This window comes from Streptomyces hokutonensis (assembly GCF_000376565.1).
Lineage (GTDB): Bacteria > Actinomycetota > Actinomycetes > Streptomycetales > Streptomycetaceae > Streptomyces > Streptomyces hokutonensis.
Window position 1 is genome coordinate 31,496 of the sequence record NZ_BARG01000081.1, and the last position, 26,537, is coordinate 58,032.

Sequence of the window (26,537 nt, forward strand, 5' to 3'; positions counted from 1 at the left end):
TGGACACATCCCAATGATCAAGTAGAACGCTAGTTCACACGATGGGTGCGTGTCCACGTCAAATTCACCGGTCGGCCACCGTCGGTCAGTGGAGCTCGGGCGGCGGAGTCGGCGCCCCCGGGATCCGTACGGTCGCCACCGTCCCGCCTCCCGCCGCGCGCGACAACGTCACCTCGCCGCCCGCCTGTTGGACCGTGCGGGCGACGATCGACAGGCCCAGGCCGGAGCCGGGCAGCGCCCGTGCGCTCGGGGAGCGCCAGAAGCGGTCGAAGACGTAAGGGATCTCGTCCTCCGGGATGCCGGGGCCGTGGTCGCGGACCGTGAGGACACCGCGGGTGAGCTGGACCTCGATCGTGCCGCCCTCGGGGCTGAACTTCACGGCGTTGTCGAGGATGTTGACGACCGCGCGTTCCAGGGCGGACGGCTCCGACTGGACGTACCAGGGCTGGACGTCTGCCGTGATCGTCAGCTCCGGGCCGCGGAGGCGGGCTCGGCGCAATGCCGCTTCGACCGTGTCCTGGAGCGAGACGATCTGGACGCGTTCCCCTCGCTGGCCCTCCGAACGGGACAGTTCCTGCAAGTCGCCGATCAGGGACGCCAGTTCGGTCATCTGCGCCTTCACCGACGCGAGCAGGGCCTTGCGGTCCGCCGGGGGGATCGGGCGGCCGGTCTCCTCGCTGCGGGTGAGGAGTTCGACGTTGGTGCGGAGGGAGGTGAGGGGGGTGCGGAGTTCGTGACCGGCGTCCGCGATGAGTTGCTGCTGCAGTTCGCGGGAGTTCGCGAGGGACGCGGTCATGGAGTTGAAGGACCGGGAGAGGCGGGCCACCTCGTCGTCGCCGTCCTCATCGACCGGGATGCGGATGGTCAAGTCCTCGGTACGGGCCACGTGTTCGACGGCCTCGGTGAGTTTGTCGACGGGGCGCAGACCCGCGCGAGCCACCGCGAGTCCGGCCGCGCCGGCTCCGACCACTCCGATGCCGGAGACGAGGAGGAGGATCAGGGCCAGTTCGTTCAGCGTGTCCTGGGTGCTCTTGAGGGGGACGGCGGCGAGGAGTCCGACATTGGGTCCGGGAGCTCCTGAGGTAGTCGTGGTGGGAGCCACGAAGCGCGTCATCACGCGTACCTCGTTGCCGTCCGTGTCCGTGCCGTTGCGGTAGTAGACCCGGCTCAGGTCCCCCTTCTTGATTTCGTTCTTGTCGGCCTGGGTGACCTTGACCACTCCCGTGGAGTCGCCCTGGACGCAGACCTTGCCCTTCTCCGTTACCACCTGGGAGTACGCGTTCCGGACAAAACTGTTGCCGCCCTGCGGAGTCGCCGAGCAGTTGAAGAGGGCGATCTGGACCGCCTGCCGGTTCTGATCGGGTCCCCTCATCGCCGACCTCGCCAGGTCGGCGTTCAACTGCTCGTACAACTTCCCCTGCACGATGAACCAACAAGTGACCGAAACCGCCGCCACCCCGAACGCCACCGCCGCCGCGACCAGCATCGCCAGTCGGGACCGGATCGGCAGGGTGCGGAAGCGGTGGAGGAAGCGGTTGAGGACGTTCTTCACTCCGCTCCACCCTGTCGCAGCACATAGCCGACGCCCCGAACCGTGTGCACGAGCCGCGGCTCGCCCCCCGCCTCGGTCTTGCGGCGCAGGTACATCACGTACACGTCGAGGGAGTTGGACGACGGCTCGAAGTCGAAGCCCCAGACGGCCTTCAGGATCTGTTCGCGGGTGAGGACCTGGCGGGGGTGGGCGAGGAACATCTCCAGCAGCGTGAACTCCGTGCGGGTCAGTTCGACCTGGCGTCCGTTCCGGGTCACCTCGCGCGTCGCGAGGTCCATGCGGAGGTCGGCGAAGGTCAGGGAGTCGTCCTCGGGGGCGGTACCGGCCGCCGCTGCCGCCGCGTACGAGCTGCGGCGCAGCAACGCCCGTACCCGCGCGAAGAGTTCGTCGAGTTCGAAGGGCTTGACGAGGTAGTCGTCGGCGCCCGCGTCGAGCCCGGTCACACGGTCGCCGACCGTGTCACGGGCCGTCAGCATCAGGATCGGCGTCGTCGTACCCGCCCCGCGCATCCGGCGCGCCGCCGTCAGGCCGTCCATGCGCGGCATCTGGATGTCGAGGACGACCAGGTCGGGCTGGTAGGCGGTCGCCTTCTCCAGCGCGTCCGCGCCGTCGACGGCGACCTCGGTGTCGTACCCCTCGAAGGCCAGACTGCGCTGGAGTGCTTCACGCACCGCCGGCTCGTCGTCGACGATCAGGATGCGCTGGGTGTCACGGTCGCCTTCGGCGGGGCTCATGGGCTGGATTCCTCGGGTGCGGTGGGACGGGGAGACAACGATCGGCTGGTCGCAATCAGCCTCGCATGTTTCCCGGCTGGCGCGTAAAGGAGGAGGGGAGGGGATAAAGGGTGAGATCGGCCTCGCGGCGCGTGAGATCCGCCTCGCGGCGCCCGGAGCCACCTCAGGTGTCCGAGTCGGTCCGTCGAGCGGAGCCACCTCACGGTGTCCGAGTCAGCCCGTCGAGCGAAGCGGCCTCGCCGCCTCGGAGCCACCCGTCTCCCACATCGACCACGACTTCGACCTCGGGCCTCGGGCCCGCATCGACCCCGTTCCCGGGCCTCAGGCCCGCATCGTCGCGAGCCGGTTCAGCGGCACCTTCCGGTGGTGCGGGTGGGCCGCGCCGGTGCGGAGACCCATCAGCTCCGGGGCGGGCGCCAGTTCCGGTGCCCGGGCCGCCGGTGCGTGCAGTTCGTACGCCACCCCGAGGGCCAGGCCGAGACCGGCCGCTCCGGTGTCGGTCACCGTGTGCGAAACCTGCTTGATCATGACGTACTCCCTACTGGTTGCTGGAAGAGCAGTGCTCAGCTGTCGGATCCGCCCGCCCGCAGCGAAGCCAGGTCCGCCTTGACGGTGTTGATCGGGATGGCGAAGCCGATGCCGATGCTGCCGGCGTCGGACGACGAGGACGAGGACGAACTCGACGAGTACATCGCGGAGTTGATGCCGATGATGTCGCCGTTCGCGTCGATGAGGGCACCGCCGGAGTTGCCGGGGTTGAGGGACGCGTCGGTCTGGATGGCCTTGTACGTCGTGGTGGACGAACCGGTGTCGCCGTTGAACTGCTGGCCGCCGAACTGGAACGGCCACTGGCCGTTGCCGCCGCCGGAACCCTGACTCTGGCTCTCGTCGGTCGAGACGGTCACGTCACGGTTGAGGGCGGAGACGATGCCGCTGGTGACCGTGCCGGTCAGGCCCTCGGGGGAGCCGATCGCGACGACCGTGTCGCCGACCTGGACGCCGGAGGAGTTGCCGAGGGTGGCCGCCGTCAGGCCGGAGGCGTTCTCCAGCTTGAGGAGCGCGAGGTCCTTCTTGCTGTCGGTGCCGACGACCTTCGCGGTGTACGACTTGCCGTTGCTCGTCTTGACCTTGACGGACGTGGCGCCGGAGACGACGTGGTTGTTGGTGATGATCTCGCCGTCGGTGGTGATGATCACGCCCGCGCCGGTGGAGGTGCCGTTGCTGAGGGTGGCCTCGACCTCGACCACGCTCGGGCTGACGGTCGCGGCGATGGTGGCGACGTCGCCCCGCTTGCTGGAGGGCACGACCGCCGTGGTGGTGCTGGTGGTGGCGACGGTGTCCTTGCCGGTCAGCTGCTGGAAGGCGTACGCGGTACCGCCGCCGACGGCCGCGGCGACGATCGCCACGGCGGCGAGCAGCGCGAGCGGACCGCGGGTGCGCTTCTTGGGCTGCGGCGCTTCCGCCTGGACGGGGGTGAGGAGAGCCGTGTCGCCGCCTCCACCGGAACCGCCGCCGTATCCGTCGGCGCCGAACGCGGCCTGCGGCGCGGGCGAGGGGGCGGGCGCCTGGCCCGGCCACACCGTCGTACCCGGCTCGACGGTGACCGGCTGCTGAGCCGGCTCAAAAGGCTGAGCGGGCTGAGCGGGCTGAGCGGACTGCGCCGGCTGCGGCTGGTAGGCCGGCGGGGGCGGCCACTCCGGGTTCACGGGGGAAGAGGCGTGCTGCTGCTGGGGGTACGCCTGCGGCTGGTCGCCCTGGGGGGTCTCGTACTCGCCGCTGCGGCGGAAGCTCTCGGTCATGGAAAAGAGACTGTCGCGCGATCATGAGAGGTACCTGAGTCCCCGCTGAGAAGCCCGACAGAACCTCGTATGCCCGATATAAAGACGCCGGAGGCCCGGAAACTCGGGGAAACGGGAGGTTGCGGGGGCGTTAGGGCACGGCACGGGGCGGACGAATACTTGTGTGACCCCTGTGCGACAGGTGTGCGAGGTGACAGGCGAGGCCTACGATCTCCGGGCCGGAGGGGGGCTCCGCGAACAGAGCCGGTACATGCGCCGTGACGGAAAGCATGACGAGAAGCATCACGGAAAGCATGTCGTCGGTCCTGCGTGGTCGCGTCGTACGCCCTTCTCGGGCCCACTACGACACCCACACCAGGAGTCCCGAGTGATACGTGCCCTGCGCGGCCGTCTGAGACGCCCCACCACGGCGTTCCCGGCCGCCGCCCTCGCGCTGGCGCTGAGCTGCGCCGGCGTTCTCGCGGCCCAGCCCGCCACCGCGGCCGACGGCCCGCCCGGACTGCCGTCCGCCGCGGCCGCCGCCGCCCAGGCGGGGCTGACCCAGCCCACCGCGTCCGACAAGGAACTGCGCTCCCGCGTCGTCGACGCGGCCAAGACCCAGGCGACCGCCAAGAAGACGGCGACCAAGTCGCCGTACATCATCGGCGGCACCGAGACCACGATCTCCAGCGCGCCGTGGATGGTCCAGCTCGCCTACTACGACGACACGACCGGCGACGGCTACTTCTGCGGCGGCACCCTGGTCGCCCCGAACAAGGTCCTCACCGCCGCGCACTGCGTCGCGGGCCTCAACTGGACGAAGAACGGCGCCGTCCTGGCCGGTGCGACCGGTCTCTACGACGACACGTCCGGCACGGTCGCGGGCGTCGCGCGCCAGTGGAACCACCCGCGCTTCAACGAGACCACCGCGCAGAATGACATCGCTGTCCTCACCCTGGACCGCCCCCTGGACCAGCAGACGATGCGGCTGGCCTACCTGAACGACCTCGGGTACGTCACCCCGGGCGCGCAGGCCACGGTCTACGGCTGGGGCCTGACCTCGGGCACCGGCACCGAGCTCTCCGCGAACCTGAAGAAGGCCACGCTGCCGGTCGTCGACGACGCGACCTGCGACAGCGCGATGAAGACGGTCCTCGGGGACGACGAGTTCATCGAGGGCTCGATGTTCTGCGCGGGCACCCCCGCGTCCGGCACCGACGAGGGCACCACCAGCCCCTGCAACGGTGACTCCGGCGGTCCGGTGATCGTCGGCAACAAGGTCATCGGCATCGTCTCCTGGGGCGTGGCCGGCTGCACCGCCAAGGGCGCCTACCCGGTCTTCACCAAGGTCGGCTCGTACGCCTGGGCCGCGCAGCCGCGCATCGACGACACCGACCTGTCCTTCGACGGCCGCGCCGACATAGTGGGCCGTACGCCCTCGGGCGGTCTGTTCGAGCAGGACAGCAAGGGCACCTCGCTCGCGCAGCGCGCCTACCTCGGCAGCGGCTGGCAGGCGGCGACCTGGGGTCTGCAGGCCGACCTGGACCGGGACTCGTACCAGGACCTGATCGTCCGCGACAAGACGGACGGCACCCTCTGGCGCGACTACCTGAACCACTCCACGGGCGAGTTCGACTGGATGCAGATCACCTCCGTGTGGGGCGGCTACAAGTCGTACGCGATCCCCGGCGACCTGACCGGTGACGCCCGCCCCGACCTGGTCGCGGTGGACGCCGACGGCTCGGTCTACCTCTACCCGGGCAAGGGCAACGGCCAGTTCTACGGCAAGGTCAAGGTCGTCGACAAGGCGTGGAAGAACGTCAAGATCTTCGGCCACGGCGACCTGACCGGGGACGGCCGCGCCGACCTCCTGGTCCGCAACTCCTCCGGTGTCCTGTACCTGTACGCGGGCACCCAGGTCGAGAAGGCCCCGTGGAAGGCCCGCGTCCAGGCCCGTACCGGCTGGAACTTCACCTCGTACGTCTCCAACGGCGACGTCACGGGCGACGGCATCGCGGATGTGATCACCCGCGACTCGGGCGGCACGCTGTGGCTCTACCCGGGCACCAACAAGGCGACGACCGCGCTCTTCGGGACGCGGATCAAGCTGGGTACCGGCTACAACCAGTACAACCTGCTGTTCTGATCGGAAAACCGTGAACCGGCGGTCCGGTCAGGCTTCGCAGCCGCAGGACCGCCGGGTCACCAGGCGGGAGGGGAACACCTTCAGCCGCTCGCGACGGGAGCCCGCGACCCGCAGCCCGTCGTCGAGCACGAGGTCCACGGCCGCCCTGGCCATCGCCGGACGGTCGGATGCGATCGTCGTCATCGGCGGATCGGCGAGGGCGGCTTCCTTGATGTCGTCGAAGCCGATCACGCCGAGTTCGCGCGGTACGTCGATCCGCAGCTCGCGGGCGGCCCGCAGCAGGCCGATCGCCTGGTCGTCGGTGGAGCAGAAGATCGCGGGCGGCCGCCGGGGCCCGGAGAGGATCCCGAGGGCGACCTGGTAGGCGTCGTAGCGGTTGTACGGCGCCTCGAAGAGCCGGTCCTCGGTCGGCAGGCCGGCCTCGGTCATCGCGCGCCGCCAGCCCTCGACGTGGTCGGAGACCGGGTCGCCGACGGCCGGCGTCTCCGCCGTACCGCCCATACAGGCGACGTACTCGTAGCCGTGCTCCAGGAGGTGGCGTACGGCGAGCTGGGCGCCGCCGAGGTCGTCCGTGACGACGGCTACGTCGTCGATCGCCTCGGGGCGTTCGTGCAGCAGGACCACGCGGGCGTCCCAGGCCTCGATCTCGGCGGCGGCGAGGTCGTTCAGCGCGTGGCTGACGAGGATCAGGCCGGAGACGCGCATGCCGAGGAAGGCGCGCAGATAGTGGACCTCGCGCTCGGCGACGTAGTCGGAGTTGCCGACCAGCACCATCTTTCCGCGCTCGGACGCGGCCTGTTCGACCGCGTGCGCCATCTCCCCGAAGAAGGGCTGGCGCGCGTCCGGCACGATCAGGCCTATGAGGTCCGTGCGCCGGGACGCCATGGCCTGGGCCACCCGGTCCGGTCGGTACCCCAGTTCCTTGATCGCGGCGAGGACACGCTCGCGCGTGGCCGGGGCAACCGGCCGGGGTCCGTTGTTGATGACGTAGCTGACGACGGCAGTCGACGTCCCTGCCAGTCGCGCTACATCATCCCGAGTCACCTTGGCCACGCGCGGAGTCTACGCGGATTGACCGGCTCTGGGCAGGGCGTTTCGAAGCTTCTCGTCGCTTCCGCACAGCATCTCCGTGCGGAAGCGACGAGAACCGACGAGTAGCCGTGCGGAAGCGATGCCCCGCCCGGACGCGGGTTAAGCCTGTGCCGGGATCTCGGCCGCGTCCAGGGCGGCCGAGTCGGCCGTCTCGTCCGCATCCTCCGGCTTTGCACCTGCGAGAGCGGCGCTCGCCTTGAGCTTCGCCTCCTCGCCGCCCCGGTCGCCCTTCTCCGGGGTCACGAATCGATAACCGACGTTCCGGACGGTCCCGATCAGCGACTCGTGCTCGGGGCCGAGCTTGGCGCGCAGGCGTCGTACGTGGACGTCGACCGTGCGGGTGCCGCCGAAGTAGTCGTAGCCCCAGACCTCCTGCAGCAGCTGGGCGCGCGTGAAGACGCGGCCCGGGTGCTGGGCGAGGTACTTGAGGAGCTCGAACTCCTTGAAGGTCAGGTCGAGGACCCGGCCCTTGAGCTTGGCGGAGTACGTCGCCTCGTCCACGGAGAGGTCGCCGTTGCGGATCTCCATGGGGGAGTCGTCGTTGACGATCTGCTGGCGGCCCATGGCGAGCCGCAGCCGCGCCTCGACCTCGGCCGGGCCGGCCGTGTCGAGGAGCACGTCGTCGATGCCCCAGTCGGCGGTGACGGCGGCGAGGCCGCCCTCGGTGACGACGAGGATGAGCGGGCATCCCGGTCCGGTGGAGCGGAGGAGCTGACACAGGCTGCGCACCTGAGGCAGATCCCGGCGGCCGTCGATGAGGATGACGTCGGCACCGGGGGTGTCGACGAGAGCGGGGCCTTCCGCCGGTGCCACGCGCACGTTGTGCAGCAGCAGGCCGAGGGCCGGAAGCACCTCCGTAGACGGCTGGAGGGCATTGGTCAGGAGCAGCAGAGAACTCATAAGTCTGGTTCCTCCTCGGTCCCTGCGAGGACGTGTGTCGTGCGGCACAGCGTTTGCGGTCCCGGGGGCCCTGTACGACCTGCGGCCACCTGTGGTTTCCCGTGGTGTCCCGCTTCGTATACAACGCTCCTGGAAGCACAAAAGGACCCGGGGGCTTCGCTGCCCGAGTCCTCTGTCGAGCAGAATAGCCCACATGAGCGCTGGTACGGCAGGTCATGTGGCACGATCCACCGTTCGTCCGAACTCTGAGACGATCAGACGCACACCTTTGCGGACGTTTCTGCACACCGACGACGGGGTGACGATCGATTCCGTATACGACCCGGCGGTGGCCGTATACGACGCCTCCCCGCCACCTTCCGGTGACCTGGTGTTCGTCGTCGCGCACGGTTTCACGGGCGACGTGGACAAGCCGCACGTACGCCGGGTGGTCGAGGCGTTCGCCCAGTACGGGGCCGTGGTCACGTTCTCGTTCCGGGGCCACGGAAGGTCCGGCGGACGCTCCACCGTCGGCGACCGCGAGGTCCTCGATCTGGCCGCGGCGGTCGCCTGGGCGCGCGAGCAGGGGCACACGCGCGTGGTCACCGTCGGCTTCTCGATGGGCGGTTCGGTGGTGCTGCGGCACGCGGCGCTCTACGGCCCGGAGGGTGAAGCGGACGGTCAGGGGCGCAGGGGGCGCACAGAAGCGCACACGGACGCGGTGGTTTCGGTGAGTGCGCCGGCCCGCTGGTACTACCGGGGCACCGCCCCCATGCGGAAGCTCCACTGGCTGGTGACCCGCCCCGAGGGCCGCCTGGTGGGCCGCCTCGGCCTCAAGACCCGTATCGAGCACAGCGGTTGGGATCCGGTCCCGCTCTCCCCGGTCGAGGCGGTCCCCCGCATCGCGCCGACCCCGCTCCTCGTCGTGCACGGCGAGATCGACGGCTACTTCCCCCTCGACCACCCCCGCATGCTGGCCGAAGCCGCCGGTGACCACGCCGAACTCTGGCTGGAGCCCGGCATGGGCCACGCCGAGCACGCGGCGAGCGACGACCTCCTCGCCCGCATCGGGCGCTGGGCCGGTTCACAGGAGAGCTAGCCTGACGGTTGCAGCCCCCGATCGATTGAGGAAGCGGATGCCAAAGGTCACGGTGCGCTACTGGGCCGCCGCGAAGGCCGCGGCCGGGATCGCCGAGGAGCCGTTCGACGCGGCCACCCTCGCCGAGGCCCTCGCCGAGGTGCGCGAGCGACACCCCGGGGAACTCGCCCGCGTACTGCTGCGATGCTCCTTCCTCGTCGACGGTGACCCCGTGGGCACCCGCGGGCATGAGACGGTACGGCTGGCCGAGGGCGGCACGGTCGAGGTGCTCCCGCCGTTCGCAGGAGGATGAGCGCACCGATGAGCAACCAGCCGTACGAGGGCTATGGCGAGGGCTACGACCCCTACGCCCAGCAGCAACAGCCGCAGCAGGCCCAGCAACAGCAGGCGCAGGCCTGGCCCGGACAGCAGCAGGCCTATGAAGACCCGCAGGCCGCGCAGCAGTACACCCAGCAGTGGCAGGGCCAGACCTGGGACACCCAGGTCCAGCAGTCCAGACCCTCCGCGTCCGACCTGGCGTACTTCCCGCCGCAGAACTACCAGGCGCCGACGCCGAGTTACGACGCCTACGCGCAGGCTCCCGTGACCGCGCCCCCGGCTCCCCCCGCCGCGGACGAGGCGGTCGGCTACGGCCCGCCCTCCCTCGCCGGGAACGCCCGCATCACCGACGCCCAGCGGGCCCGCCTGGAGGGCCGCTCGCCGATCATCGAACCCGGGATGCAGCCGGCCGGCCTCACCGCCCTCCTGGCGCTCCTCCTCTCCGTCACCGCGCAGATCGGCTCGTACGCCCTCGTCGTACCGCTCGTCGTGCTCCAGGCGGTGACGGCGGCGGGCTGGTTCCGGCTGAACGGGATGTGGCCCGCCCGGCAGGGCATCGCGCTGGCCTTCGCGGGCGCGCTCGTCGCGGACGTGGCGCTGCTGGCGGCCGGCCGGGACAACGGCCCGGCCGCGATCCTCGGCACCCTGGGCGTCTGGGTCCTGCTCTCCCTCGTGATGCAGCTGCGCTCGCACGCCGACCCGGACACCCGGATCACCAGCCTGATGGCGACGGTCGCCTCGGCGGCCCTGGCCATCGTCGCGACCGGCCATCTCGCGGCCGACCCGGACGCGGTCACCGTCGGCGCGGCCGCCGTGGCGGTCGCGATCCTGGCCCGCGCGCTGCCGCTGCCGACCGTGGCCTCGGTGGTCGTCTCCCTGCTCGCCGCCGCCGGCGCGGGCATCGCGGTCGGCGGGATGACCGGTCTCGGCGCGAAGGGCGCGCTGCTCGGCGCGGTCGCGGCCGGCTGCGCGCTGATCGGACACCGGGTGGCGAGCTACGACTACCCGTCCCGCTTCGTCCACTTCACGGCCGGTGTGGCCCTCCCGCTCGCCGCGGCGGCCCCGGCGGTCTACGTCCTGGGGCGCGCGCTGGCGTAGGCACGCCGCTTGTCACAGGTGATCGACAATTTCCTGCTGCACGCATCTCGCGGGACTACGCTCGCGATTCGCGGCCACACGGTCGTTGCACCGCTTTCGTCGACGACCGCCAGGTGGGGGAACACCGTAAATGCGTGGGCTACGAATACTTCTGACCGTCGTGGTGATTCTGGGCGTCCTGTTCGTGGTCGTGGACCGGGTCGCGGTCTACTTCGCGCAGGACGAGGCGGCGGGCAAGGTCCAGACGAGCGAGAACCTCGCCTCCGCCCCCGACGTCTCCATCAAGGGCTTCCCCTTCCTGACCCAGGTCGCCTCGGGTGAGCTGGACGACGTTGCGCTCACCATCAAGACCTACGAGGCGACGACGGCGAACACGACCGGCAGCGGCACCTCCACGATCCGGATCGACGACCTCAAGGCCGACATGAAGGACGTCAAGTTCTCCAACGGCTACAGCTCGGCGACCGCGGCCAGCGCGACCGGCTCCGCGAGCATCGCCTACGACCAGCTGCTCAAGGCCGCCAAGTCCGAGCCGACGAACATCCTCACCGGGGTCGACGCCCAGGTCGTCGGCCTCTCCGACGGCGGCAACGGCAAGATCAAGGTCGACGTCAAGGTCTCGGCCCTGGGCCAGGAGACGACGTACCCGGTGCTCAGCACGGTCACCGTCGACGGCGACACCGTGAAGGTGCACGCCGACAACCTGCCCAAGCTGGTCGTCGACCTCGCCGACTCCCGGATCCGCTCCATCACCGACTTCCAGCAGACGATCGACCAGCTGCCGGGCGGGGTGAAGCTGGCCAGTGTGCAGGCCGCGAAGAACGGTGTGGAGATAAAGGTGAAGGGTTCGAACGTCCGGCTGGCCGGGTAGGACGAGGTCCGGTGGACAGTGACTGTCCGAGGGGCGAGACGGCAATGTCCGTACGGCAGTTGTGAGGACGGCGAACGGCGCGCGGATTCCCGACGAAGGGGTCGCCGACGCCCCGCCGATCTCACATCACGGACGATCGCGTCTCAAAATACGACACACCGGTGACATGTCCCGCCGTCCGTCCCTACGATCGACCCTATGAGGCAACAGGCGGATCTCACGAAGCGGCGGGCAGTGGACCTGTGCCGCGTCGCCGCCATGCTCTGTCGCACTTTCTGAGCGGAAGCGCAGGCTTCCGTCTTCCCCCGTGCCCTTGATCTCTGGGCACCCGCGCGAGCGCGCACCCCTCTCTCACGCACCGCACCGCCGTAACTGCCCCGGAGGAGAAAAAGCATGAGCCGCAGTGACGTCCTGGTCGACGCCGACTGGGTCGAGGCCAACCTCGACAACGCGGACATCGCCATCGTCGAGGTCGACGAGGACACGTCCGCGTACGAGAAGAACCACATCCGCAACGCCATCCGGATCGACTGGACCAAGGACCTCCAGGACCCGGTACGCCGTGACTTCATCGACCAGGAGGGCTTCGAGAAGCTCCTCTCGGCCAAGGGCATCGGCAACGACACGCTGGTGATCCTCTACGGCGGCAACAACAACTGGTTCGCCTCGTACGCCTACTGGTACTTCAAGCTGTACGGCCACGACAGCGTCAAGCTGCTCGACGGCGGCCGCAAGAAGTGGGAGCTGGACGCCCGCGAGCTGGTCGAGGAGGTCCCCGCGCGGGCCACCACCGACTACAAGGCCAAGCCGCAGAACAAGGCGATCCGCGCCTTCCGCGACGACGTCGTGGCGGCCATCGGCTCGCAGAACCTGGTCGACGTCCGTTCGCCCGACGAGTTCAGCGGCAAGCTCCTGGCCCCCGCCCACCTCCCGCAGGAGCAGTCGCAGCGTCCGGGCCACGTCCCGTCCGCCCGCAACATCCCGTGGTCGAAGAACGCCAACGACGACGGCACCTTCAAGTCGGACGACGAGCTCAAGGAGCTCTACGCCGAGGAGCAGGTCGACCTCGCCAAGGACACCATCGCGTACTGCCGTATCGGCGAGCGCTCGGCCCTGACCTGGTTCGTGCTGCACGAGCTGCTCGGTGTCGAGAACGTCAAGAACTACGACGGCTCCTGGACCGAGTACGGCTCCCTGGTCGGCGTCCCGATCGAGCTCGGCGCCAACAAGTAAGCACAAGAACCCGCACAACCGCTGCGACCTGAAGGAAACCAAGACATGTGTGGAGCGAAGGCCGGCGGCCCCGACGCCTCGACGATCAAGCCCGGTGAGACCACCATCCAGGGCCAGGTGACGCGCAACGGCGAGCCGGTGACGGGCTACGTCCGTCTCCTGGACTCGACCGGAGAGTTCACCGCGGAGGTCCCGACCTCCGCCACGGGCCAGTTCCGCTTCTACGCGGCCGAAGGCACCTGGACCGTCCGCGCCCTCGTTCCGGGCGCCACCGCCGACCGCACGGTCGTCGCCCAGACGGGCGGCCTGGCGGAGGTGGCGATCGCAGTCTGATCGCCGACCCACTGTCGAAGGGCCGCACCTTTTTTCCTGGGTGCGGCCCTTTGGCGTGCCCAGGCCTACGCTGGAAGCATGCTGGCACGCCGCCGTCGCACCTACTTCGTCATGATGGGCATCTGCATCGGGCTCTTCGTCCTGGCCTGGGGAGTCGTGCGGATCTGGTCGGTGCCCGTGGCCGTCGGCATGTGCGTGGTCGCGATGGTGATCCCGCCCGTCGCCGCCATGGTCGCCAACCGCCGGGGCCCCGACGACCGCTGGTGGGACGACCCGTCCGGCGACCCCAAGTCCGACGAGTGGTGGGACGAGCTGGACGGCAAGAAGCGGCGCCAGTAGGGAAAGCGGGTAGAGGGCGGGCATGTCGCCTACGAGACTGTCCACCGTGGTGCTCGACGCGCGGGACGCGCATGAACTGGCCGATTTCTATTGCCGGTTGCTCGGCTACGTCGTCCGTGCCGAGGAACCCGACTGGGTCCTCGTCGGCCCGCCCGAGGGCGGCGGCACCGGCCTCTCCTTCCAGACCGAGCCGGAGTACGTCCCGCCCGTGTGGCCCACCCGCAGGCCCGGTGAGCAGCAGATGATGCTGCACCTGGACATCGAGGTCGACGACCTGGAGGGCGAGACGGCGAGGGCGGTGGCGGAAGGGGCCACGCTCGCGGCCGATCAGCCCCAGGACGACGTACGGGTCTTCTTCGATCCGGCGGGACATCCGTTCTGCCTGTGGCGACAGGAGTAGGCCCGGTTCAGGTGGCCAGGAGGACCTTCGCGCGGACCCGGCCGTCCTCCAGCCGGGCGTGGACGTCGGCCGCCTGGGCCAGCGGCACCGTGATCCGCGGCCGGAGTGTCAGGGCACGTGTGGTGAGCGCCGCCATGGCCTCCGCGAGCGCGGCCGGGACGCGGAGCGGGTCGGGACCCGAGAGCCGGACGCCGAGTTGCGCGGCACGGTGGTCGGAGAGCGTGATCACCCGTTCCGTTCCGCCGGCCAGCTCGACCGCCGCCTCCAGGCCGCCCCTGCCCGCCGCGTCGAGTACGGCGTCGACCCGGCCGGCCTTCGCACGCACCTGGTCGAGCAGGTCCGGACCGTAGGCGACAGGCACCGCACCGAGCTTCTCGGCGGCGGCGAAGTCGGTGGCCCGCACGGCCGAGATCACCTGGGCTCCCCGGCCGACCGCCAGTTGGGCGGCGATCGTGCCGACCGAACCGAGGCCGCCGAGCACGAGCAGGGTCTCCGCCTCCCGCACCTGAAGCTCGGCCAGCGTGCGAGCCGCCGCCTCTCCGGAGGCGGGCAGGGCCGCTGCGTCCTCCCAGGTCACCGAGGCGGGCTTGGGTACCCAGTACTCGGCGAGCACGTGGTCGGCGTACCCGCCGAGACGGGGCAGGAAGACCGCTACCTCCTGGCCGGGCACCACGTCGTTCACCCCGGCGCCGACCGCGTCGACGACGCCGGCTGCTTCGAACCCGAGCGTGGTTCCCGGTCCTGCGGGAAAGGCCTTCACCTTCCCGGCGCGGATCGCGAGGTCGGTGGGACCGACCCCGGCGAAGGTCACCGCGACCCGGATCTGACCGGCGCCGGGCGATCCGACCTCCACATCGCGGAGTTCGAGAACGGAGGGCGGACCGAATCCGGTCAGGACGACAGCTCGGGACATCGGGAGTTCCTCTCGTAGGCGCGGGCGCTACAGGCCCCGCCGGATCTGGCTGTCGGCAGTCGCCACGATCGTCTCGGTGACGTCCCGAGGCTCCCAGCCAAGCACCGAGCGGGCTTTCTCGCCGCTGATGACCGGGATCCGGCCTCCCAGCGCCGCCGCGTCCCGCAGGGCCGGCTGTGTCTTCGCGGCCTCGCGCACCTGCTCGACGGTCAGTTCGACGGAGGGCAGCCGGTCGGCTGCGGCGGGGAAGTGCTCCCGCAGGATCTGCGCCATGTGCAGGAAGCTGATCGCCGGTCCGCCGACGGCGATGAAGCGCTCGCCCGCCGCCTTCGGGTGCAGCATGGCCCGCAGATGCAGGTCCACGACGTCGCGTACGTCGACGACGCCGAAGTACATGATCGGCACCGCGGGCATCTGCCCGGTCAACATGGCCCTGACCAGACCGACCGAGCCGGACGGCCGGGTGCCGAGCTGGGGGCCGAAGATGCCGGTGGGGTTGACGACGATCAGCTCGATGTCCCCGTGCGCATGGGCGTAGTCCCAGGCCGCACGTTCGGCGAGGACCTTCGACTTGTGGTACGCGGGCAGGCCCTCGGTGTCCGGGTCGGTCCAGTCCGCCTCCGTGTAGTGGTTGCCGGGCTTCGGCGTGTATCCGACCGCGGCGAAGGAGGACGTCATCACGACCCGCGCGACCCCGGCCCTCCGGGCCGCGGAGAGGACCCGCAGCGTGCCGTCACGGGCGGGGCCGACGAGTTCGTCCTCGGTCGCCGACGCGGTGGAGGGGAAGGGCGACGCGTGGTGCAGTACGTGACCGACACCGCGCAGGGCCTCCCCCCAGCCGTCGTCGGCGCCGAGGTCGGCGACGGCGAACTCCAGCCGGTCCGCCGGATCCACCCCGGCCTGCTGTACGGCCGCCCGTACCCCCGTCTCCTGCCCCGGCCCCCGGACCGTGACTCGGGTCCGGTACCCCTCGCGCAGCAGCCGGGCGACCGAGTGTCCGCCGACGAGGCCGGTACCGCCCGTGACCAGGATCGGCCTGCTGCTGCCGGGGGCGGTGAGATCGTCTGTGCCCATTGGATTCAGTCCTTCACTGGGTGAATTGTTCCGCTACGCGCAGGACCGCTTCGGTCGCGCGGTTCTCGGCGGCGGCGTCCCCGCGCACCCGTGCGTCCCACAGATCCGCCTTCCGCCGCAGATACGTCAGGCGCAGCTGGAGCTGCCCGATGTCGGCGGCCAGCTTCTCCGCCTGCGAGGCGAACAGATCCCGCTGATCGGCCGCCGCGGAGTTCCCTTGGGCGAGCAGGTCCAGATAGCGGCGCATCCCGCTGACCGTGACCCCCGACGAGCGCAGGCAGGACAGTGCCTCGACGCGGGCCACGGTCGCCGGCCCGTACCGGCGATGACCACTGGACTCGTCCCGGGCGACCTCTCCCAGCAGGCCGATCTTCTCGTAGTAGCGAAGTGTGGGCTCACTGAAACCGGACCGTCGGGCCATCTCCTGAACGGTCAGATCCGCTGTCTGCTCGCCGGTCGCTGCTGCCATGGGAGGAGCCTCCGATACCTCAAGCGCTTGAAGTCAAGCCTCCACGTATACCAAGGCCTGCCGGCGGCAGGCGGTCAGCCGGTGGCGAGGATGGCCATCAGCAGTCCGCCGATGCAGAGCGCGGTGAGCGCGCCGGTCCAGAAGGCGTCGTCGCGGAGGACGCGGGGTGCGCGGAACCGGCGGCGGCGACGGGGTGCCCGCGGTGCGGGTGGGGGTGTGGCCGGTGGTGGTTCCGGCGGTCGTACGACCGGCATGAGCGGGGGCGGGCATGCCTGGACCGGGAGTACCTGGATCAGCTGGTGGGGCAGCGGGCGGTTCATACGGGGTGGGCCTCGCTGCGGTGTTTGCGGAGCAGGACGTTCGCGTCGGTCTCGGCGCTGTAGTCGTGTTCCGTGCGGGCGGCGGTGCGGCGGCCGTCGAGTTCCGCGCAGGTGTCGCAGTCGGCGACGGGCCGGAGCGGGGCGGCCACCAGGAACGGACCGTCGGTCCGCGCACGGGCGTTGGCGGCGCGGACCCCGGCGCTGAGGCGTTCCTGGTCCGTCGCCGGTCGCAGTGAGGCGGGGTCGGCCTGCCATTCACGCCCACCGCCGACGGGGCGCAGCAGGGCGTAGGGCCCTGACTTGTCCTGGTACTCGCCGACCTTGTTCGTGGCCGGGTCGTACAGCAGCGCTCCGGTTTCCATCGGCTCCTCCTCCTTTTTGTGCAACTTCCATACAGAATGCGACAGTTGAACTACTCTGTGCATTCGTGGGGTGTTACGAGGATGACCCACGGCGGAGGCGAAAGCAGCGCCGACGGACTCAACTTCAACGCCGGGCACGCCAAATTCAACAAATTCAACAGGAGCGCGGGATGCCGCAACGGCTGGTGATCACGGAGCGCAGTCACGAGCCCAGGAAGCGATTCGCCGAGGAGCTACGGCGCCTGAGGGGCGAACGCGGCCTGAGTCTGCGCGAGTTGGAGAGGGAGGTTGGGTGGGACTCCTCCTTGTTCAGCAAGATGGAGAGCGGGGGAACGCTGGGCGGGCCCGAGGTCGTACAGGCGCTGGATCAGTACTACGGGACGGCGCCGCTGCTACTCACGTTGTGGGAGCTGGCGTTGGGGGATCCGACGCAGTTCAAGGAGCAGTACCGCCGGTACATGATGCTGGAGGCCGAGGCGACGAGCCTGTGGCAGTACTCCGTGAGCATCGTCCCCGGTCTGCTCCAGACGGACGCGTACGCACGCGAGGTCCTCTCGCTCGGCGGCTACCGAGGCAAGGAACTGGACCGGCAGGTCGAAGCGCGCACAGGCCGACGGAAGTTGCTGGAAAGGCAGGACGACTCGCCGCCGTTCCGCGCGCTCCTCTCCGAAGCGGTGCTGCGCACACCCCTGCGGGACAAGCAGGCGTGGCGAGACCAGCTTGAGTACCTGGCGGAAGCGGCGGAGCGACCGGACGTCAACATCCAGGTCCTGCCGTACAGCGCCGGACTGTCGGGACTCGTGAGCACCGACGTGATGTTCCTGCGACTGCTGGACGGCACTACCGTGGCCTACACGGAGAACGCGCACCGTGGCGAACTCATCGAGGAAAATGCCCCGGTTGAGCAGTTGCAACGTGCGTACGATGCGATGCGCGACGTGGCGTTTTCCCTGCCTGAGTCGCGATCGTTCGTCCTGCGGATGTTGGAGGAAGTACCGTGCGAGCCATCGACCTGACCAACGTGACGTGGCGCAAGAGCAGTTACAGCAACCCGGACGGCGGCAACTGCATCGAGATCGCCCCCAACCTCCCCGCCCTCGTCCCCGTCCGCGACAGCAAGAACCCCGCCCACGGCACCCTCCTCTTCGGTGTCGACGCCTGGGCGGAGTTCGTCAGCTCGGTGAAGGGACCGGCTCAGTAGACGAGGGCCTGCGTCTCGTCGGCCATCGCCTCCTGTACGAACACCTGCGCCCCGGCGATCCGTACGCCCTCGAGGACGTCCTTCTCCGTGATGTCCCGCCGGGCCGCGCACTGCGTGCACAACGTGACGCGACCGGCGGCGAGGATCGAGTCGATGAGATCCGGCAGCGGCGCCGCGTGCGGGAGTTGGAACTCGGCGGCCCGGCCCGGCAGCGCGAACCACGCGGACTCGCCGGTCAGCCACAGGGAGACATCGACCCCGCTGGCAACGGCCACCGCCGCCACCGTGAACGCCTGTGAGCAGCGTTCGGGGGCGTCGGCCCCCGCGGTCACCTTGATCACGAGCTTCTTCGCCATGACCGAATCGTAATCAACTTCTCTACAACTCCTTGCAACGGCCATGAGTCTCCTGTGCGCGCATATGGAATGCGCATGCCATGTTCCGTGGGGGACGTTGTGGAAGTACCGGAAGTACCCGAAGAAACAGCCTCGGAGATGCCCGAGGGAACAACCGAAGAGGTGTCCCGGCCGCCGCGCCGCCGCGGCCGCACCACGCTTCTGATCGCGGTCGCCGCGGTGCTCGGTGTCGTCGCCGGGACGTGCATGGGTTTCGTGGTCCAGGCGAACCGCGCTCCCGACAAGCTGCCCTCGCTCTCGCAGGCGACGCTGACGCAGGCGAAGGGCCCCGCTCCGGATCCGCTGTCCGCCGCCGAGGACCGCAGGGTCAAGACGGACGGCGACCTGCGCAAGCTGCTGCTGAAGCGGCCGAGCGGGGCGCGGGACGCGGGCTACGAGGTCGGCGTGGACGGGTGGATGGACCTGGCCGAGGACGCGGAGACGTTCGACAAGCCGGCCGGCGCGTTCAGCGACCTCGTCGCGAGCGAGTTCCGCCGCGCCGCCGTCGCCAACTGGCGTGAGGGCAGCTCGCTGTACGTCGAGATCCGGCTCGTGCAGTTCCGCCAGGAGGACGAGCTCACGGTCTCCAGCGACTCGGAGGACGCGTACTACTGGGCCGAGAAGGAGTCCCACACCGACAGCTGGCCCATCCCGGGCACGGGCGACGGAATGGCGTACGTCCACAACTCGCCTGACACCAAGGCCGGTTACACGGACGTCTACAACGCGGAGGCGCACGCCTGGCGCGGTGACGTCGAAATGGACATCTGGGTCTCCTCGGCGAAGCCCGTCCCGAAGAAGAAGATCATGGACCTGGCCGAGCGGCAGATGGAGCGGCTGTGACCACCGAGAACCAGCCGGAGACAGACGTGTTCGTGCCTGAACTCGTCGGCAGCTCCGAGGAGTTGACCGCCGAGGCCGTCGGGAAGCCGGTGCGCAGGGGCCGTGTCGCGGCGATCGCCGGGGCCGCGCTGCTCGCCGTGGCCGTGATCGGCGGGGTCGGGTTCACCGTCGTGACGGTGAACGGCGCGGACCGGGACGCGGGGGACGCCGTATGGACGCTCCCGAAGGTGACCGCGGAGAAGGCGACGGGCGGAAAGCCGAGCGCGCTCGCGGCGGCGCTCGTGCCGTACGGGCCGGACGGGTGGAGCCAGGGGCCCGACATCGCGGAGTACGGGCACGACGTGGACTTCACGGGGGCGCAGGCGACGGCGCTGCGCAAGGACGAGCTGAAGGAACTCCCGCTCAAGCAGCGCAAGCGGCTGGACAAGGAGATCGACAAGCAGCACACCAAGGGCCTGGCGATGCGGAGCTATGTCAGCACCGACGCGCAGGCCTCCGTCTACACGGACAAGGCGTCGACGGTGAGCATCGTGCTGGCCCAGATCGCGGACAAGACGGCGGTACGGAACGCGTCCCGCTTCCAGAACGAGCTCTTCGACTCCCTGGGCGTCTTCCGCCCCGGTCCGTCGATCAACGGCTACAAGGACGCCAAGTGCTTCCTCACGCCGAAGGACGCCGACGAAAAGCTCGACACGATCTACTGCTCCGCCTACCAGGGCGAAATCCTCGTCACCCTCACCGCGAAATCCGCCCGCCCGATGCAGACGTACGCCATCGGCCGCCTGCTCCAGGAACAACTCGACCGCATCAAGGACCCGGGGGAGGCGGTATGACCGACCAACAGCAAGAAACCCCAGCACCAACACCGACGCACACACCGACGATCCCTCCACAGCCCTCAGAGCCGACGCTCGCGTCGACTGAGGCCCCGGTCGCTGCCGAGTCTCCGGCCGTCCCGGTGACCGCAGCGGACGTCGAGCCTGCGGCCGCCCCGACTGCGACCGGGGCCACGATCGCCACTGCCGAGGTCCCAGCCGCTACGGCCACTGCCGAGCCCCCGGCCGCACCGCCGGTCACGGAACCCCCGGCTGCCCCGGCAGTCGCCGAGGCTCCAACCGCGCCAACTGCTCCCGTGGCTACGGAGTCTCCGGTCGCCCCGCCCGCATCCGAGTCTCCGGCTGCTCCGGCAGCCACGGAAGCCTCGATCGACCCGGACGTCTCCGGGTCGCCGGTTCCCGCGACGGACGCGGAGCCTGCGGTCGCTCCGGTTGCGTCCGACGTCCCGATCGACGCTGCGGAGACCCCGCTCGCCCCGGTCGCTGCCGAGGCTCCGGCCGCACGGACAGTCGGGGAACCCCCGGCTGCTTCGGCCGCCTCCGAGTCTCCGGTTGTCCCGGTCGCTGTCGAGTCCTCGGTTGCTCCGGAAGCCTCGGTCGTCCCGGGCATCTCCGGGTCGCCGGTGGCCGCGGCGGAGGTGGAGCCTGCGGTTGCTCCGGTTGAGTCCGAGGTCACGGTCGACGCTGTTGAGACCCCGGTCGCTGCGGTCGCTGCCGAGGCTTCGGCTGCACCGACGGTGGTGGAATCCCCGGCAGTCCCGGCGGCCCCGGCTGCTCCGGTCGTCGCGGCTGCCGCTTCGGCCGTCCCCGTGGCTGCCGGGCCTCCCGTCGTCGCGGCTGGTGCCGAGGCTTCGGTCGTCCCGGTACTCACTGAACCCGCGGTACCCACCGAACCCCCGCTGCCCACGGAACCCCCGTTCCCGCCGGCGTCGGCGCCGGAAGCCCAGCCCGTCACCCCCCGGAAGGACCGTCGGGTCCTCCGTGCCGTGTTGCGGTGGGGGGCCGCCGTTGTCGTGTTCGCGGTGGTTGGGGCCGGGACGGCCTATGGGATTGCCGGGATGAAGCGGTCGGACGTGCCGGGGCTGGGGACGGCGTCGGACGGGCGGTGGGTGTTTCCCACGGTCACCAAGCCGGCGTTGCCCGCGGGCAGCCCGGGGCCGTTCGCCACGGCCAACGCGGCGGGGGCCCACTTCGCCGACCTGCGGGCGCTGGTGCTGCCGGCGCCGAAGGGGGCCGTAGGGGACAAGGCGCTGGACGGCAGTGACGGCTGGCTGGCGACGAAGGTGTTCCTCGCCGAGTTCTCGGCCGCCGACGACCGTACCGAGCTCGCGCAGAAGCTGACCGACCAGGGCCTGCGGCACATCGCCGCGCGCGGCTGGACCACCGCGGACGGCACGCACACCCGGATCTACCTGCTCCAGTTCGACACGGCGACGGTCGCCGACGAGATCACCAAGGGCCTGGCCGGATACGCGTCCCCCACCTACCCGGTCCGCGGCGCCGACGGCTACGAGTCGGACGACGACTTCCCGGACGCGGCCAAGGTCACGAACGTCCAGCTCCAGCCGTACGTCGAGACGAAGCCGTACGGCGCCGAACAGGTCCGCCTCGGCTTCGTCACGGCCGGCGACACCCTCGCGATGATCGTGCAGTCGAGGAAGGGGTTGGCCGAGGCCGTTCCGTTCCAGCAGACGGTGACGTTGCAGAGCGAGCTGCTCGGATGATTCCCGCCTAGCCGTACCTCGCAGAGAGCACCGGGCCCCGGCCGACTAAGCTGGGGCCCGGCCCTGATTACGCGCATCGCTCAAGGAGCACCCGTGGAGATCTTCTTCGAAACCCTGCTGGTCCTGGTCTGCGTCGGCGTCCTCGCCTTCGCCGGACTGACCGTGAAGAAGCTGTACCAGGGCCAGCGCTGACCCCCATCGAGGAACTGCTGACGTCATGATCGAGATCCCGTCCGACCTCCACAAGGACCTGGTCCCCCTCGTCTTCCTGCTCGGCGAGTGGGCCGGCGCGGGTGTGCACGACTTCCCGGGCTCCGAGAAGTGCAACTTCGGCCAGGAGGTCTCCTTCACGCACGACGGCCGCGACTTCCTGGAGTACCGCTCCCACACCTGGGTCCTGGACAACGACGGCAACAAGGTCCGCCCCCTGGAGACCGAGTCCGGCTTCTGGCGCATCGACGCGGACCGCAAGGTAGAGGTCACGATGACCCGCGACGACGGAGTCGTCGAGATCTGGTACGGCGAGCTCGCCAAGCAGAAGCCCCAGATCGACCTCGTCACGGACGCCGTCGCCCGCACCGCCGCCTCCGGCCCCTACACCGGCGGCAAGCGCCTCTACGGCTACGTCAAGAGCGACCTCATGTGGGTCGGCGAGAAGCAGACCCCCGAGGTCGAACTCCGCCCCTACATGTCCGCCCACCTGAAGAAGGTCGTCACCCCGGAGGATGTCGAGAGGTGGGCCAAGGCCCTGCCCGACGACATGCCGGACGACGGGATCGCATTCTTCAAGTAGGCCTAGACTCGTGGGTGTGGTGAGCACCCAAGGCACGGACCAAGGCACTGACTGGAAGAGTGATCTGCGGCAGCGCGGCTACCGGCTGACCCCGCAGCGGCAGCTCGTGCTCGAAGCCGTGGACACCCTGGAGCACGCGACCCCCGACGACATCCTCGTGGAAGTGCGGAAGACCGCTTCGGGGGTCAACATCTCCACCGTGTACCGGACCCTGGAGCTCCTGGAGGAGCTCCAGCTGGTCAGCCACGCCCACCTCGGGCACGGGGCGCCGACGTACCACCTCGCCGACCGCCACCACCACATACACCTCGTCTGCCGCGACTGCACGAACGTCATCGAGGCCGATGTCGAGGTCGCCGCCGAGTTCCGGGCCAAGCTGCGGGACACCTTCGGCTTCGAGACCGACATGAAGCACTTCGCGATCTTCGGCAGATGCCGGGACTGTTCCATGAAGACGTCGGCGAAGACGTCAGCGAAGGCTTCGACCGAGTCTTCGATTACCGAGTCGTAGGCTTACCCGTATGAAGAGTCCCCTGCTGTCCCTGCCCGGCGCCGTCTCCGCCGAAGGGGTGGACGAAGGCGTCGCCGCCCACTACGGCGACCTGTTCCGCGAGCAGCGCGCCCTCGCCGACGGCACCGGTTTCGTGGACCTCTCGCACCGCGGTGTCGTCGCCGTCACCGGCGGCGACCGGCTGAGCTGGCTGCACCTCCTGCTCACCCAGCACGTCACCGACCTCCCCGTGGGCGTCGCCACCGAGGCGCTGATCCTCTCCGCGCACGGCCACATCGAGCACGCCCTGTACCTCGTCGACGACGGCGTCACGGTCTGGATGCACACCGAACCCGACACCCAGGAGGCGCTGATCGCCTACCTGGAGTCGATGAAGTTCTTCTACCGCGTCGAAGTCGCCGACCGCACAAGCGAGTTCGCGGTCGTCCACCTCCCCGCCGGTTCCATCGCCCCGGTCCCCGTCGGCGTCGTCGTACGCGAGACGCCGTACGGCCGTGATCTCTTCCTCCCGCGCGCCGACCTGGAGTCGTACGCCGAGAAGGCGGGCCCCCCGGCCGGGCTCCTCGCCTACGAGGCACTGCGCGTCGAACACCACCGCCCCCGCCTCGGCTTCGAGACCGACCACCGCACCATCCCGCACGAACTGGGCTGGATCGGCACGGCGGTTCACCTCCAAAAGGGCTGCTACCGGGGCCAGGAGACGGTCGCGCGGGTTCAGAACCTGGGCAAGCCGCCGCGCCGCCTGGTCTTCCTCCACCTCGACGGCAGCGAGGTCCATCTCCCGGGCCACGGCACGGAGTTGAGGCTCGCGGGGGAGGGCGAGGACGGCCGGAAGATCGGCTTCATCACGACCTCCGTACGGCACCACGAACTCGGGCCGATCGCGCTGGCGCTGGTGAAGCGGAACGTGCCGCTGGACGCGCCCCTGCTGGCCGACTCGACGGCCGCGGCCCAGGAAGTAGTCGTAGAGCCCTAGTAGTCGTAGGGCCTAGAGGTCCACGACCACGGTGAACGGGCCGTCGTTCGTCAGCGAGACGCGCATCTGGGCGCCGAAGCGGCCCGTCGCCACCGTGGCGCCCAGGGCGCGGAGTTGGGCGACGACCTCGTCGACGAGCGGTTCGGCGACGTCGCCCGGGGCGGCGGCGTTCCAGGTGGGCCGACGCCCTTTGCGGGCGTCGCCGTACAGCGTGAACTGGCTGATGACGAGCAGCGGCGCATCAATATCACTGCACGACTTCTCGTCGTGCAGCATGCGGATCGACCAGAGTTTGCGGGCCAGTTGGGCCGCCTTCTCCTTGGTGTCCTCGTGGGTGACGCCGACGAGGACGCACAGCCCCTCGCCCTCGATCGCCCCGACCGTCTCGCCCTCGACCACGACACTCGCGCCGTCCACCCGCTGCACCACTGCTCGCATGGGCTCCATGATGCCGTGCGGGTGGGAAGTGGTTGCGGCGGGCCTATTTTTGTTCCTTAACCCCCCATCTGGGGCCGTTCGGGGGCACTCGGTCACATAGCGGCCAGTTGGGGTGGCACGATGCTGTCCACACGCCGGTCGAGGGGACGGGTAGAGGCACATGAGCACACCGAGTACCGGGCAGCCCCCCGGGACTGTCTCGCTGATCCGCGCGGGAGGAGCGGCCACGCGCCGCCCGCCCGTGCAGCGCGTCGACAGCCCGCTGCTGCCCGCCGAACCGGCCGCACCCGACCTGACCGCGCTGCGCCTGACGGAGCTGCGCGCGCTGCGCCGCGACGCCCAGCGCGACGAGGCCGACCTGAGCTACGTACGACGGCTCCTCCAGGGCCGTATCGACATCCTGCGGGCCGAACTGGCCCGCCGCTCCCCGGCGGGCGCGGCCTCCGTCGTCGACCGCCTCTCGGAGATCCTCACCGACGCGCCCGCCCGCCACCGCTCCTCGGCCCGGCACGTCACGCTCGGCACCCCGCACAGCGAGGAGTACCGGCTGCTGGCCGCCGAGATGCTCGCCGAGGTCGAACTCTCGGACCTGGAGGCCCGCACCGACCTCGAACTGACCACCGCGATGGGCCGGCTCGTCCGGTACGAACAGCAGGTGTCCCGCCGCCGTCAGGTCCTCCAACACACGGCCGACGGCTGCAGCGCGGAGATCGCCCGCAGGTACCGTGAGGGCGAGGCGCAGGTGGACGACCTGCTCGTGTGACTCGTGTGAGGGGTGCGCGTGACGGCCGAGGATTCCTTCATCGCACCCCCGGTGCTGGCCGAGGTGGTCCGCTCCGGCTTCGTGGAGAGCCGCCACCGGGGCAGCCTGGTGGTACTGGCGGCAGACGGCTCAGTGGAACTGTCCCTGGGAGACCCGCACACCCCCGTCTTCCCCCGCTCCTCCAACAAGCCCATGCAGGCGGCCGGTGTCCTCCGCGCGGGCCTCGACCTCTCCGGCGAACGCCTCGCGATCGCCGCCGCGAGCCACTCCGGCGAACTCTTCCACAGAGATCTAGTACGCCGGCTTCTCGCCGAACACGGCCTGGACGCGGGCCAGTTGCAGTGCCCACCGGACCTCCCCCTGGACCCCGTCGAGCAGGAGACGTACCTCGCCTCGGGCGCCGTACGCGACCGGATCGCCATGAACTGCTCCGGCAAACACACCGCGATGCTGGCGGCGAGCGCGCGGCGGGGCTGGCCGCTGGAGTCGTACCTCGACCCCGACCACCCGCTCCAAGAACTTATCCACAGGGCTGTGGAAGAAGCGGCGGGGGAGCGGGTGGCCGCCGTGGGCACGGACGGCTGCGGAGCCCCGCTGCTCGCGATCAGCCTCACCGGCCTGGCCCGCGCCTACCGCTCCTTCGTCCTCGCCGCCCCCGACACCCCGGAACGCCGAGTCGCCGACGCCATGCGCGCCCACCCCGAGTACGTCGCCGGCACCCGCCGCCCTGACACGGCGCTGATGCGCGCGGTACCTGGCCTGCTGTCGAAGATGGGCGCGGAGGCGGTACAGGCGGTGGCGTTGCCGGACGGGCGTGCCGTGGCGTTCAAGGTCGAGGACGGGGCGGGGCGGGTGTTGGGGCCTGTACTGGGGAGGGTGCTGGATTTGATGGGGGTGCGGGTGGAGGGGGTCGGGAGAGTTGCGGTGCTGGGCGGGGGGCGTGCGGTAGGGGAGATCCGGGCGGTGTTCTAGGCGGCCCTCGGCTCTGGTATTTCAGCCCGTCCGGCTTCTTTCCAACTCAGGCTGGCTCCATCCAGCCCGTCCGGC

General features: G+C 70.0%; 33 protein-coding genes. 20 read left to right on the plus strand and 13 right to left on the minus strand.

Annotated features, from left to right (window positions below; translation table 11 throughout):
* Positions 1–85: 85 nt before the first annotated feature.
* From SSP08S_RS42380 to SSP08S_RS42395, 4 genes are all read right to left on the minus strand, one after another.
* Complete coding sequence (locus tag SSP08S_RS42380) at positions 86–1,552, minus strand: HAMP domain-containing sensor histidine kinase (RefSeq protein ID WP_019073725.1); 1,467 nt, start codon at positions 1,550–1,552, stop codon at positions 86–88.
* Complete coding sequence (locus SSP08S_RS42385; protein WP_019073726.1) at positions 1,549–2,286, minus strand: response regulator transcription factor; 738 nt, start codon at positions 2,284–2,286, stop codon at positions 1,549–1,551. The genes SSP08S_RS42380 and SSP08S_RS42385 overlap by 4 nt, the downstream gene beginning before the upstream one ends.
* Positions 2,287–2,607: 321 nt before the next feature.
* Positions 2,608–2,814 carry a hypothetical protein gene (locus tag SSP08S_RS42390; protein WP_019073727.1) on the minus strand — a complete coding sequence of 69 codons (207 nt, stop codon included), beginning with the start codon at positions 2,812–2,814 and terminating at the stop codon, positions 2,608–2,610.
* A 35-nt stretch (positions 2,815–2,849) separates the two neighbouring features.
* Entirely contained in the window at positions 2,850–4,085 is a 1,236-nt protein-coding gene (locus tag SSP08S_RS42395) for a S1C family serine protease (RefSeq protein WP_019073728.1), read from the minus strand.
* 367 nt (positions 4,086–4,452) lie between these two features.
* On the opposite strand from SSP08S_RS42395, the gene SSP08S_RS42400 reads away from it, so the two are divergent.
* Positions 4,453–6,210: a trypsin-like serine protease gene (locus SSP08S_RS42400; protein WP_019073729.1), complete on the plus strand. Its 1,758-nt coding sequence runs from the start codon at positions 4,453–4,455 to the stop codon at positions 6,208–6,210.
* Positions 6,211–6,237: 27 nt separating this feature from the next.
* On the opposite strand, the gene SSP08S_RS42405 is transcribed toward SSP08S_RS42400, so the two are convergent.
* Both SSP08S_RS42405 and SSP08S_RS42410 read right to left on the minus strand, forming a co-directional pair.
* The gene (locus tag SSP08S_RS42405; protein WP_019073730.1) at positions 6,238–7,263 is read right to left on the minus strand and encodes a LacI family DNA-binding transcriptional regulator; all 1,026 of its coding nucleotides are present in this window, start codon (positions 7,261–7,263) and stop codon (positions 6,238–6,240) included.
* A 138-nt stretch (positions 7,264–7,401) separates the two neighbouring features.
* Entirely contained in the window at positions 7,402–8,202 is an 801-nt protein-coding gene (locus SSP08S_RS42410) for a winged helix-turn-helix transcriptional regulator (protein WP_019073731.1), read from the minus strand.
* A 193-nt stretch (positions 8,203–8,395) separates the two neighbouring features.
* Here SSP08S_RS42410 and SSP08S_RS42415 point away from each other — a divergent pair, with 193 nt between their 5' ends.
* The 9 genes from SSP08S_RS42415 (at position 8,396) to SSP08S_RS62130 (ending at position 13,872) form a co-directional block, all read left to right on the plus strand.
* Entirely contained in the window at positions 8,396–9,280 is an 885-nt protein-coding gene (locus SSP08S_RS42415; protein ID WP_026179309.1) for an alpha/beta hydrolase, read from the plus strand.
* A 37-nt stretch (positions 9,281–9,317) separates the two neighbouring features.
* Positions 9,318–9,572, plus strand: a complete 255-nt coding sequence (locus SSP08S_RS42420) for a MoaD/ThiS family protein (protein ID WP_019073733.1) — start codon at positions 9,318–9,320, stop codon at positions 9,570–9,572.
* 8 nt (positions 9,573–9,580) lie between these two features.
* Positions 9,581–10,696 carry a hypothetical protein gene (locus SSP08S_RS42425; RefSeq protein WP_019073734.1) on the plus strand — a complete coding sequence of 372 codons (1,116 nt, stop codon included), beginning with the start codon at positions 9,581–9,583 and terminating at the stop codon, positions 10,694–10,696.
* A gap of 130 nt (positions 10,697–10,826) precedes the next feature.
* Positions 10,827–11,567, plus strand: coding sequence for an LmeA family phospholipid-binding protein (locus SSP08S_RS42430; protein WP_026179310.1), 741 nt, complete (start codon positions 10,827–10,829; stop codon positions 11,565–11,567).
* Positions 11,568–11,765: 198 nt separating this feature from the next.
* Positions 11,766–11,846, plus strand: coding sequence for a putative leader peptide (locus SSP08S_RS64645; protein WP_353963781.1), 81 nt, complete (start codon positions 11,766–11,768; stop codon positions 11,844–11,846).
* A 114-nt stretch (positions 11,847–11,960) separates the two neighbouring features.
* Positions 11,961–12,800 carry a sulfurtransferase gene (locus SSP08S_RS42435; RefSeq protein WP_019073736.1) on the plus strand — a complete coding sequence of 280 codons (840 nt, stop codon included), beginning with the start codon at positions 11,961–11,963 and terminating at the stop codon, positions 12,798–12,800.
* Positions 12,801–12,845: 45 nt separating this feature from the next.
* Positions 12,846–13,133: a DUF1416 domain-containing protein gene (locus SSP08S_RS42440; RefSeq protein ID WP_019064558.1), complete on the plus strand. Its 288-nt coding sequence runs from the start codon at positions 12,846–12,848 to the stop codon at positions 13,131–13,133.
* 78 nt (positions 13,134–13,211) lie between these two features.
* On the plus strand, positions 13,212–13,472 hold the full coding sequence (locus SSP08S_RS42445) for a DUF3099 domain-containing protein (protein WP_019073737.1): 261 nt from the start codon (positions 13,212–13,214) through the stop codon (positions 13,470–13,472).
* A 22-nt stretch (positions 13,473–13,494) separates the two neighbouring features.
* Positions 13,495–13,872: a VOC family protein gene (locus tag SSP08S_RS62130; protein ID WP_019073738.1), complete on the plus strand. Its 378-nt coding sequence runs from the start codon at positions 13,495–13,497 to the stop codon at positions 13,870–13,872.
* A 7-nt stretch (positions 13,873–13,879) separates the two neighbouring features.
* Here SSP08S_RS62130 and SSP08S_RS42455 read toward each other — a convergent pair whose 3' ends face one another.
* The 5 genes from SSP08S_RS42455 to SSP08S_RS42475 all read right to left on the minus strand — a co-directional run bounded on the left by SSP08S_RS42455 (position 13,880) and on the right by SSP08S_RS42475 (position 17,010).
* Entirely contained in the window at positions 13,880–14,785 is a 906-nt protein-coding gene (locus SSP08S_RS42455; RefSeq protein WP_019073739.1) for an NADP-dependent oxidoreductase, read from the minus strand.
* Positions 14,786–14,812: 27 nt separating this feature from the next.
* Entirely contained in the window at positions 14,813–15,859 is a 1,047-nt protein-coding gene (locus tag SSP08S_RS42460) for an NAD-dependent epimerase/dehydratase family protein (RefSeq protein WP_019073740.1), read from the minus strand.
* A gap of 13 nt (positions 15,860–15,872) precedes the next feature.
* Complete coding sequence (locus tag SSP08S_RS42465; RefSeq protein WP_019073741.1) at positions 15,873–16,328, minus strand: MerR family transcriptional regulator; 456 nt, start codon at positions 16,326–16,328, stop codon at positions 15,873–15,875.
* A 74-nt stretch (positions 16,329–16,402) separates the two neighbouring features.
* Positions 16,403–16,648 (minus strand): hypothetical protein, encoded by a 246-nt coding sequence (locus tag SSP08S_RS42470; protein WP_019073742.1) that lies wholly within the window; start codon positions 16,646–16,648, stop codon positions 16,403–16,405.
* Positions 16,645–17,010, minus strand: coding sequence for a hypothetical protein (locus SSP08S_RS42475; RefSeq protein ID WP_019073743.1), 366 nt, complete (start codon positions 17,008–17,010; stop codon positions 16,645–16,647). Before SSP08S_RS42475 ends, SSP08S_RS42470 begins: the two co-directional genes overlap by 4 nt.
* Positions 17,011–17,180: 170 nt before the next feature.
* Between SSP08S_RS42475 and SSP08S_RS42480 the strand changes: the two genes are divergently transcribed.
* Together SSP08S_RS42480 and SSP08S_RS42485 are read left to right on the plus strand one after the other, a co-directional pair.
* Complete coding sequence (locus SSP08S_RS42480) at positions 17,181–18,026, plus strand: helix-turn-helix domain-containing protein (protein WP_019073744.1); 846 nt, start codon at positions 17,181–17,183, stop codon at positions 18,024–18,026.
* A complete protein-coding gene (locus SSP08S_RS42485; RefSeq protein WP_019073745.1) occupies positions 18,008–18,211 on the plus strand; it encodes a DUF397 domain-containing protein in 204 nt (67 codons plus the stop codon). The genes SSP08S_RS42480 and SSP08S_RS42485 overlap by 19 nt, the downstream gene beginning before the upstream one ends.
* On the opposite strand, the gene SSP08S_RS42490 is transcribed toward SSP08S_RS42485, so the two are convergent.
* Positions 18,205–18,567, minus strand: coding sequence for a DsrE family protein (locus SSP08S_RS42490; RefSeq protein WP_019073746.1), 363 nt, complete (start codon positions 18,565–18,567; stop codon positions 18,205–18,207). The genes SSP08S_RS42485 and SSP08S_RS42490 overlap by 7 nt on opposite strands.
* A gap of 138 nt (positions 18,568–18,705) precedes the next feature.
* Here SSP08S_RS42490 and SSP08S_RS42495 point away from each other — a divergent pair, with 138 nt between their 5' ends.
* From SSP08S_RS42495 to ygfZ, 6 genes are all read left to right on the plus strand, one after another.
* Positions 18,706–19,449 carry a hypothetical protein gene (locus tag SSP08S_RS42495; protein ID WP_051106082.1) on the plus strand — a complete coding sequence of 248 codons (744 nt, stop codon included), beginning with the start codon at positions 18,706–18,708 and terminating at the stop codon, positions 19,447–19,449.
* Complete coding sequence (locus SSP08S_RS42500) at positions 19,446–20,282, plus strand: hypothetical protein (protein WP_019073748.1); 837 nt, start codon at positions 19,446–19,448, stop codon at positions 20,280–20,282. Before SSP08S_RS42495 ends, SSP08S_RS42500 begins: the two co-directional genes overlap by 4 nt.
* A gap of 1,061 nt (positions 20,283–21,343) precedes the next feature.
* Positions 21,344–22,009: a hypothetical protein gene (locus tag SSP08S_RS42505; protein ID WP_019073749.1), complete on the plus strand. Its 666-nt coding sequence runs from the start codon at positions 21,344–21,346 to the stop codon at positions 22,007–22,009.
* 217 nt (positions 22,010–22,226) lie between these two features.
* Positions 22,227–22,802: a heme-binding beta-barrel domain-containing protein gene (locus SSP08S_RS42515; RefSeq protein WP_019073751.1), complete on the plus strand. Its 576-nt coding sequence runs from the start codon at positions 22,227–22,229 to the stop codon at positions 22,800–22,802.
* Between the two features lie 10 nt (positions 22,803–22,812).
* A complete protein-coding gene (locus tag SSP08S_RS42520; protein ID WP_019073752.1) occupies positions 22,813–23,313 on the plus strand; it encodes a Fur family transcriptional regulator in 501 nt (166 codons plus the stop codon).
* Between the two features lie 10 nt (positions 23,314–23,323).
* Positions 23,324–24,289 carry a CAF17-like 4Fe-4S cluster assembly/insertion protein YgfZ gene (gene ygfZ / locus SSP08S_RS42525; protein ID WP_019073753.1) on the plus strand — a complete coding sequence of 322 codons (966 nt, stop codon included), beginning with the start codon at positions 23,324–23,326 and terminating at the stop codon, positions 24,287–24,289.
* A 12-nt stretch (positions 24,290–24,301) separates the two neighbouring features.
* On the opposite strand, the gene dtd is transcribed toward ygfZ, so the two are convergent.
* Complete coding sequence (dtd, locus tag SSP08S_RS42530) at positions 24,302–24,727, minus strand: D-aminoacyl-tRNA deacylase (RefSeq protein WP_026179311.1); 426 nt, start codon at positions 24,725–24,727, stop codon at positions 24,302–24,304.
* A 160-nt stretch (positions 24,728–24,887) separates the two neighbouring features.
* Between dtd and SSP08S_RS42535 the strand changes: the two genes are divergently transcribed.
* Both SSP08S_RS42535 and SSP08S_RS42540 read left to right on the plus strand, forming a co-directional pair.
* Positions 24,888–25,490, plus strand: a complete 603-nt coding sequence (locus tag SSP08S_RS42535) for an RsiG family protein (RefSeq protein ID WP_026179312.1) — start codon at positions 24,888–24,890, stop codon at positions 25,488–25,490.
* Between the two features lie 12 nt (positions 25,491–25,502).
* A complete protein-coding gene (locus SSP08S_RS42540) occupies positions 25,503–26,462 on the plus strand; it encodes an asparaginase (RefSeq protein ID WP_019073756.1) in 960 nt (319 codons plus the stop codon).
* The last annotated feature ends 75 nt before the right edge of the window (positions 26,463–26,537 follow it).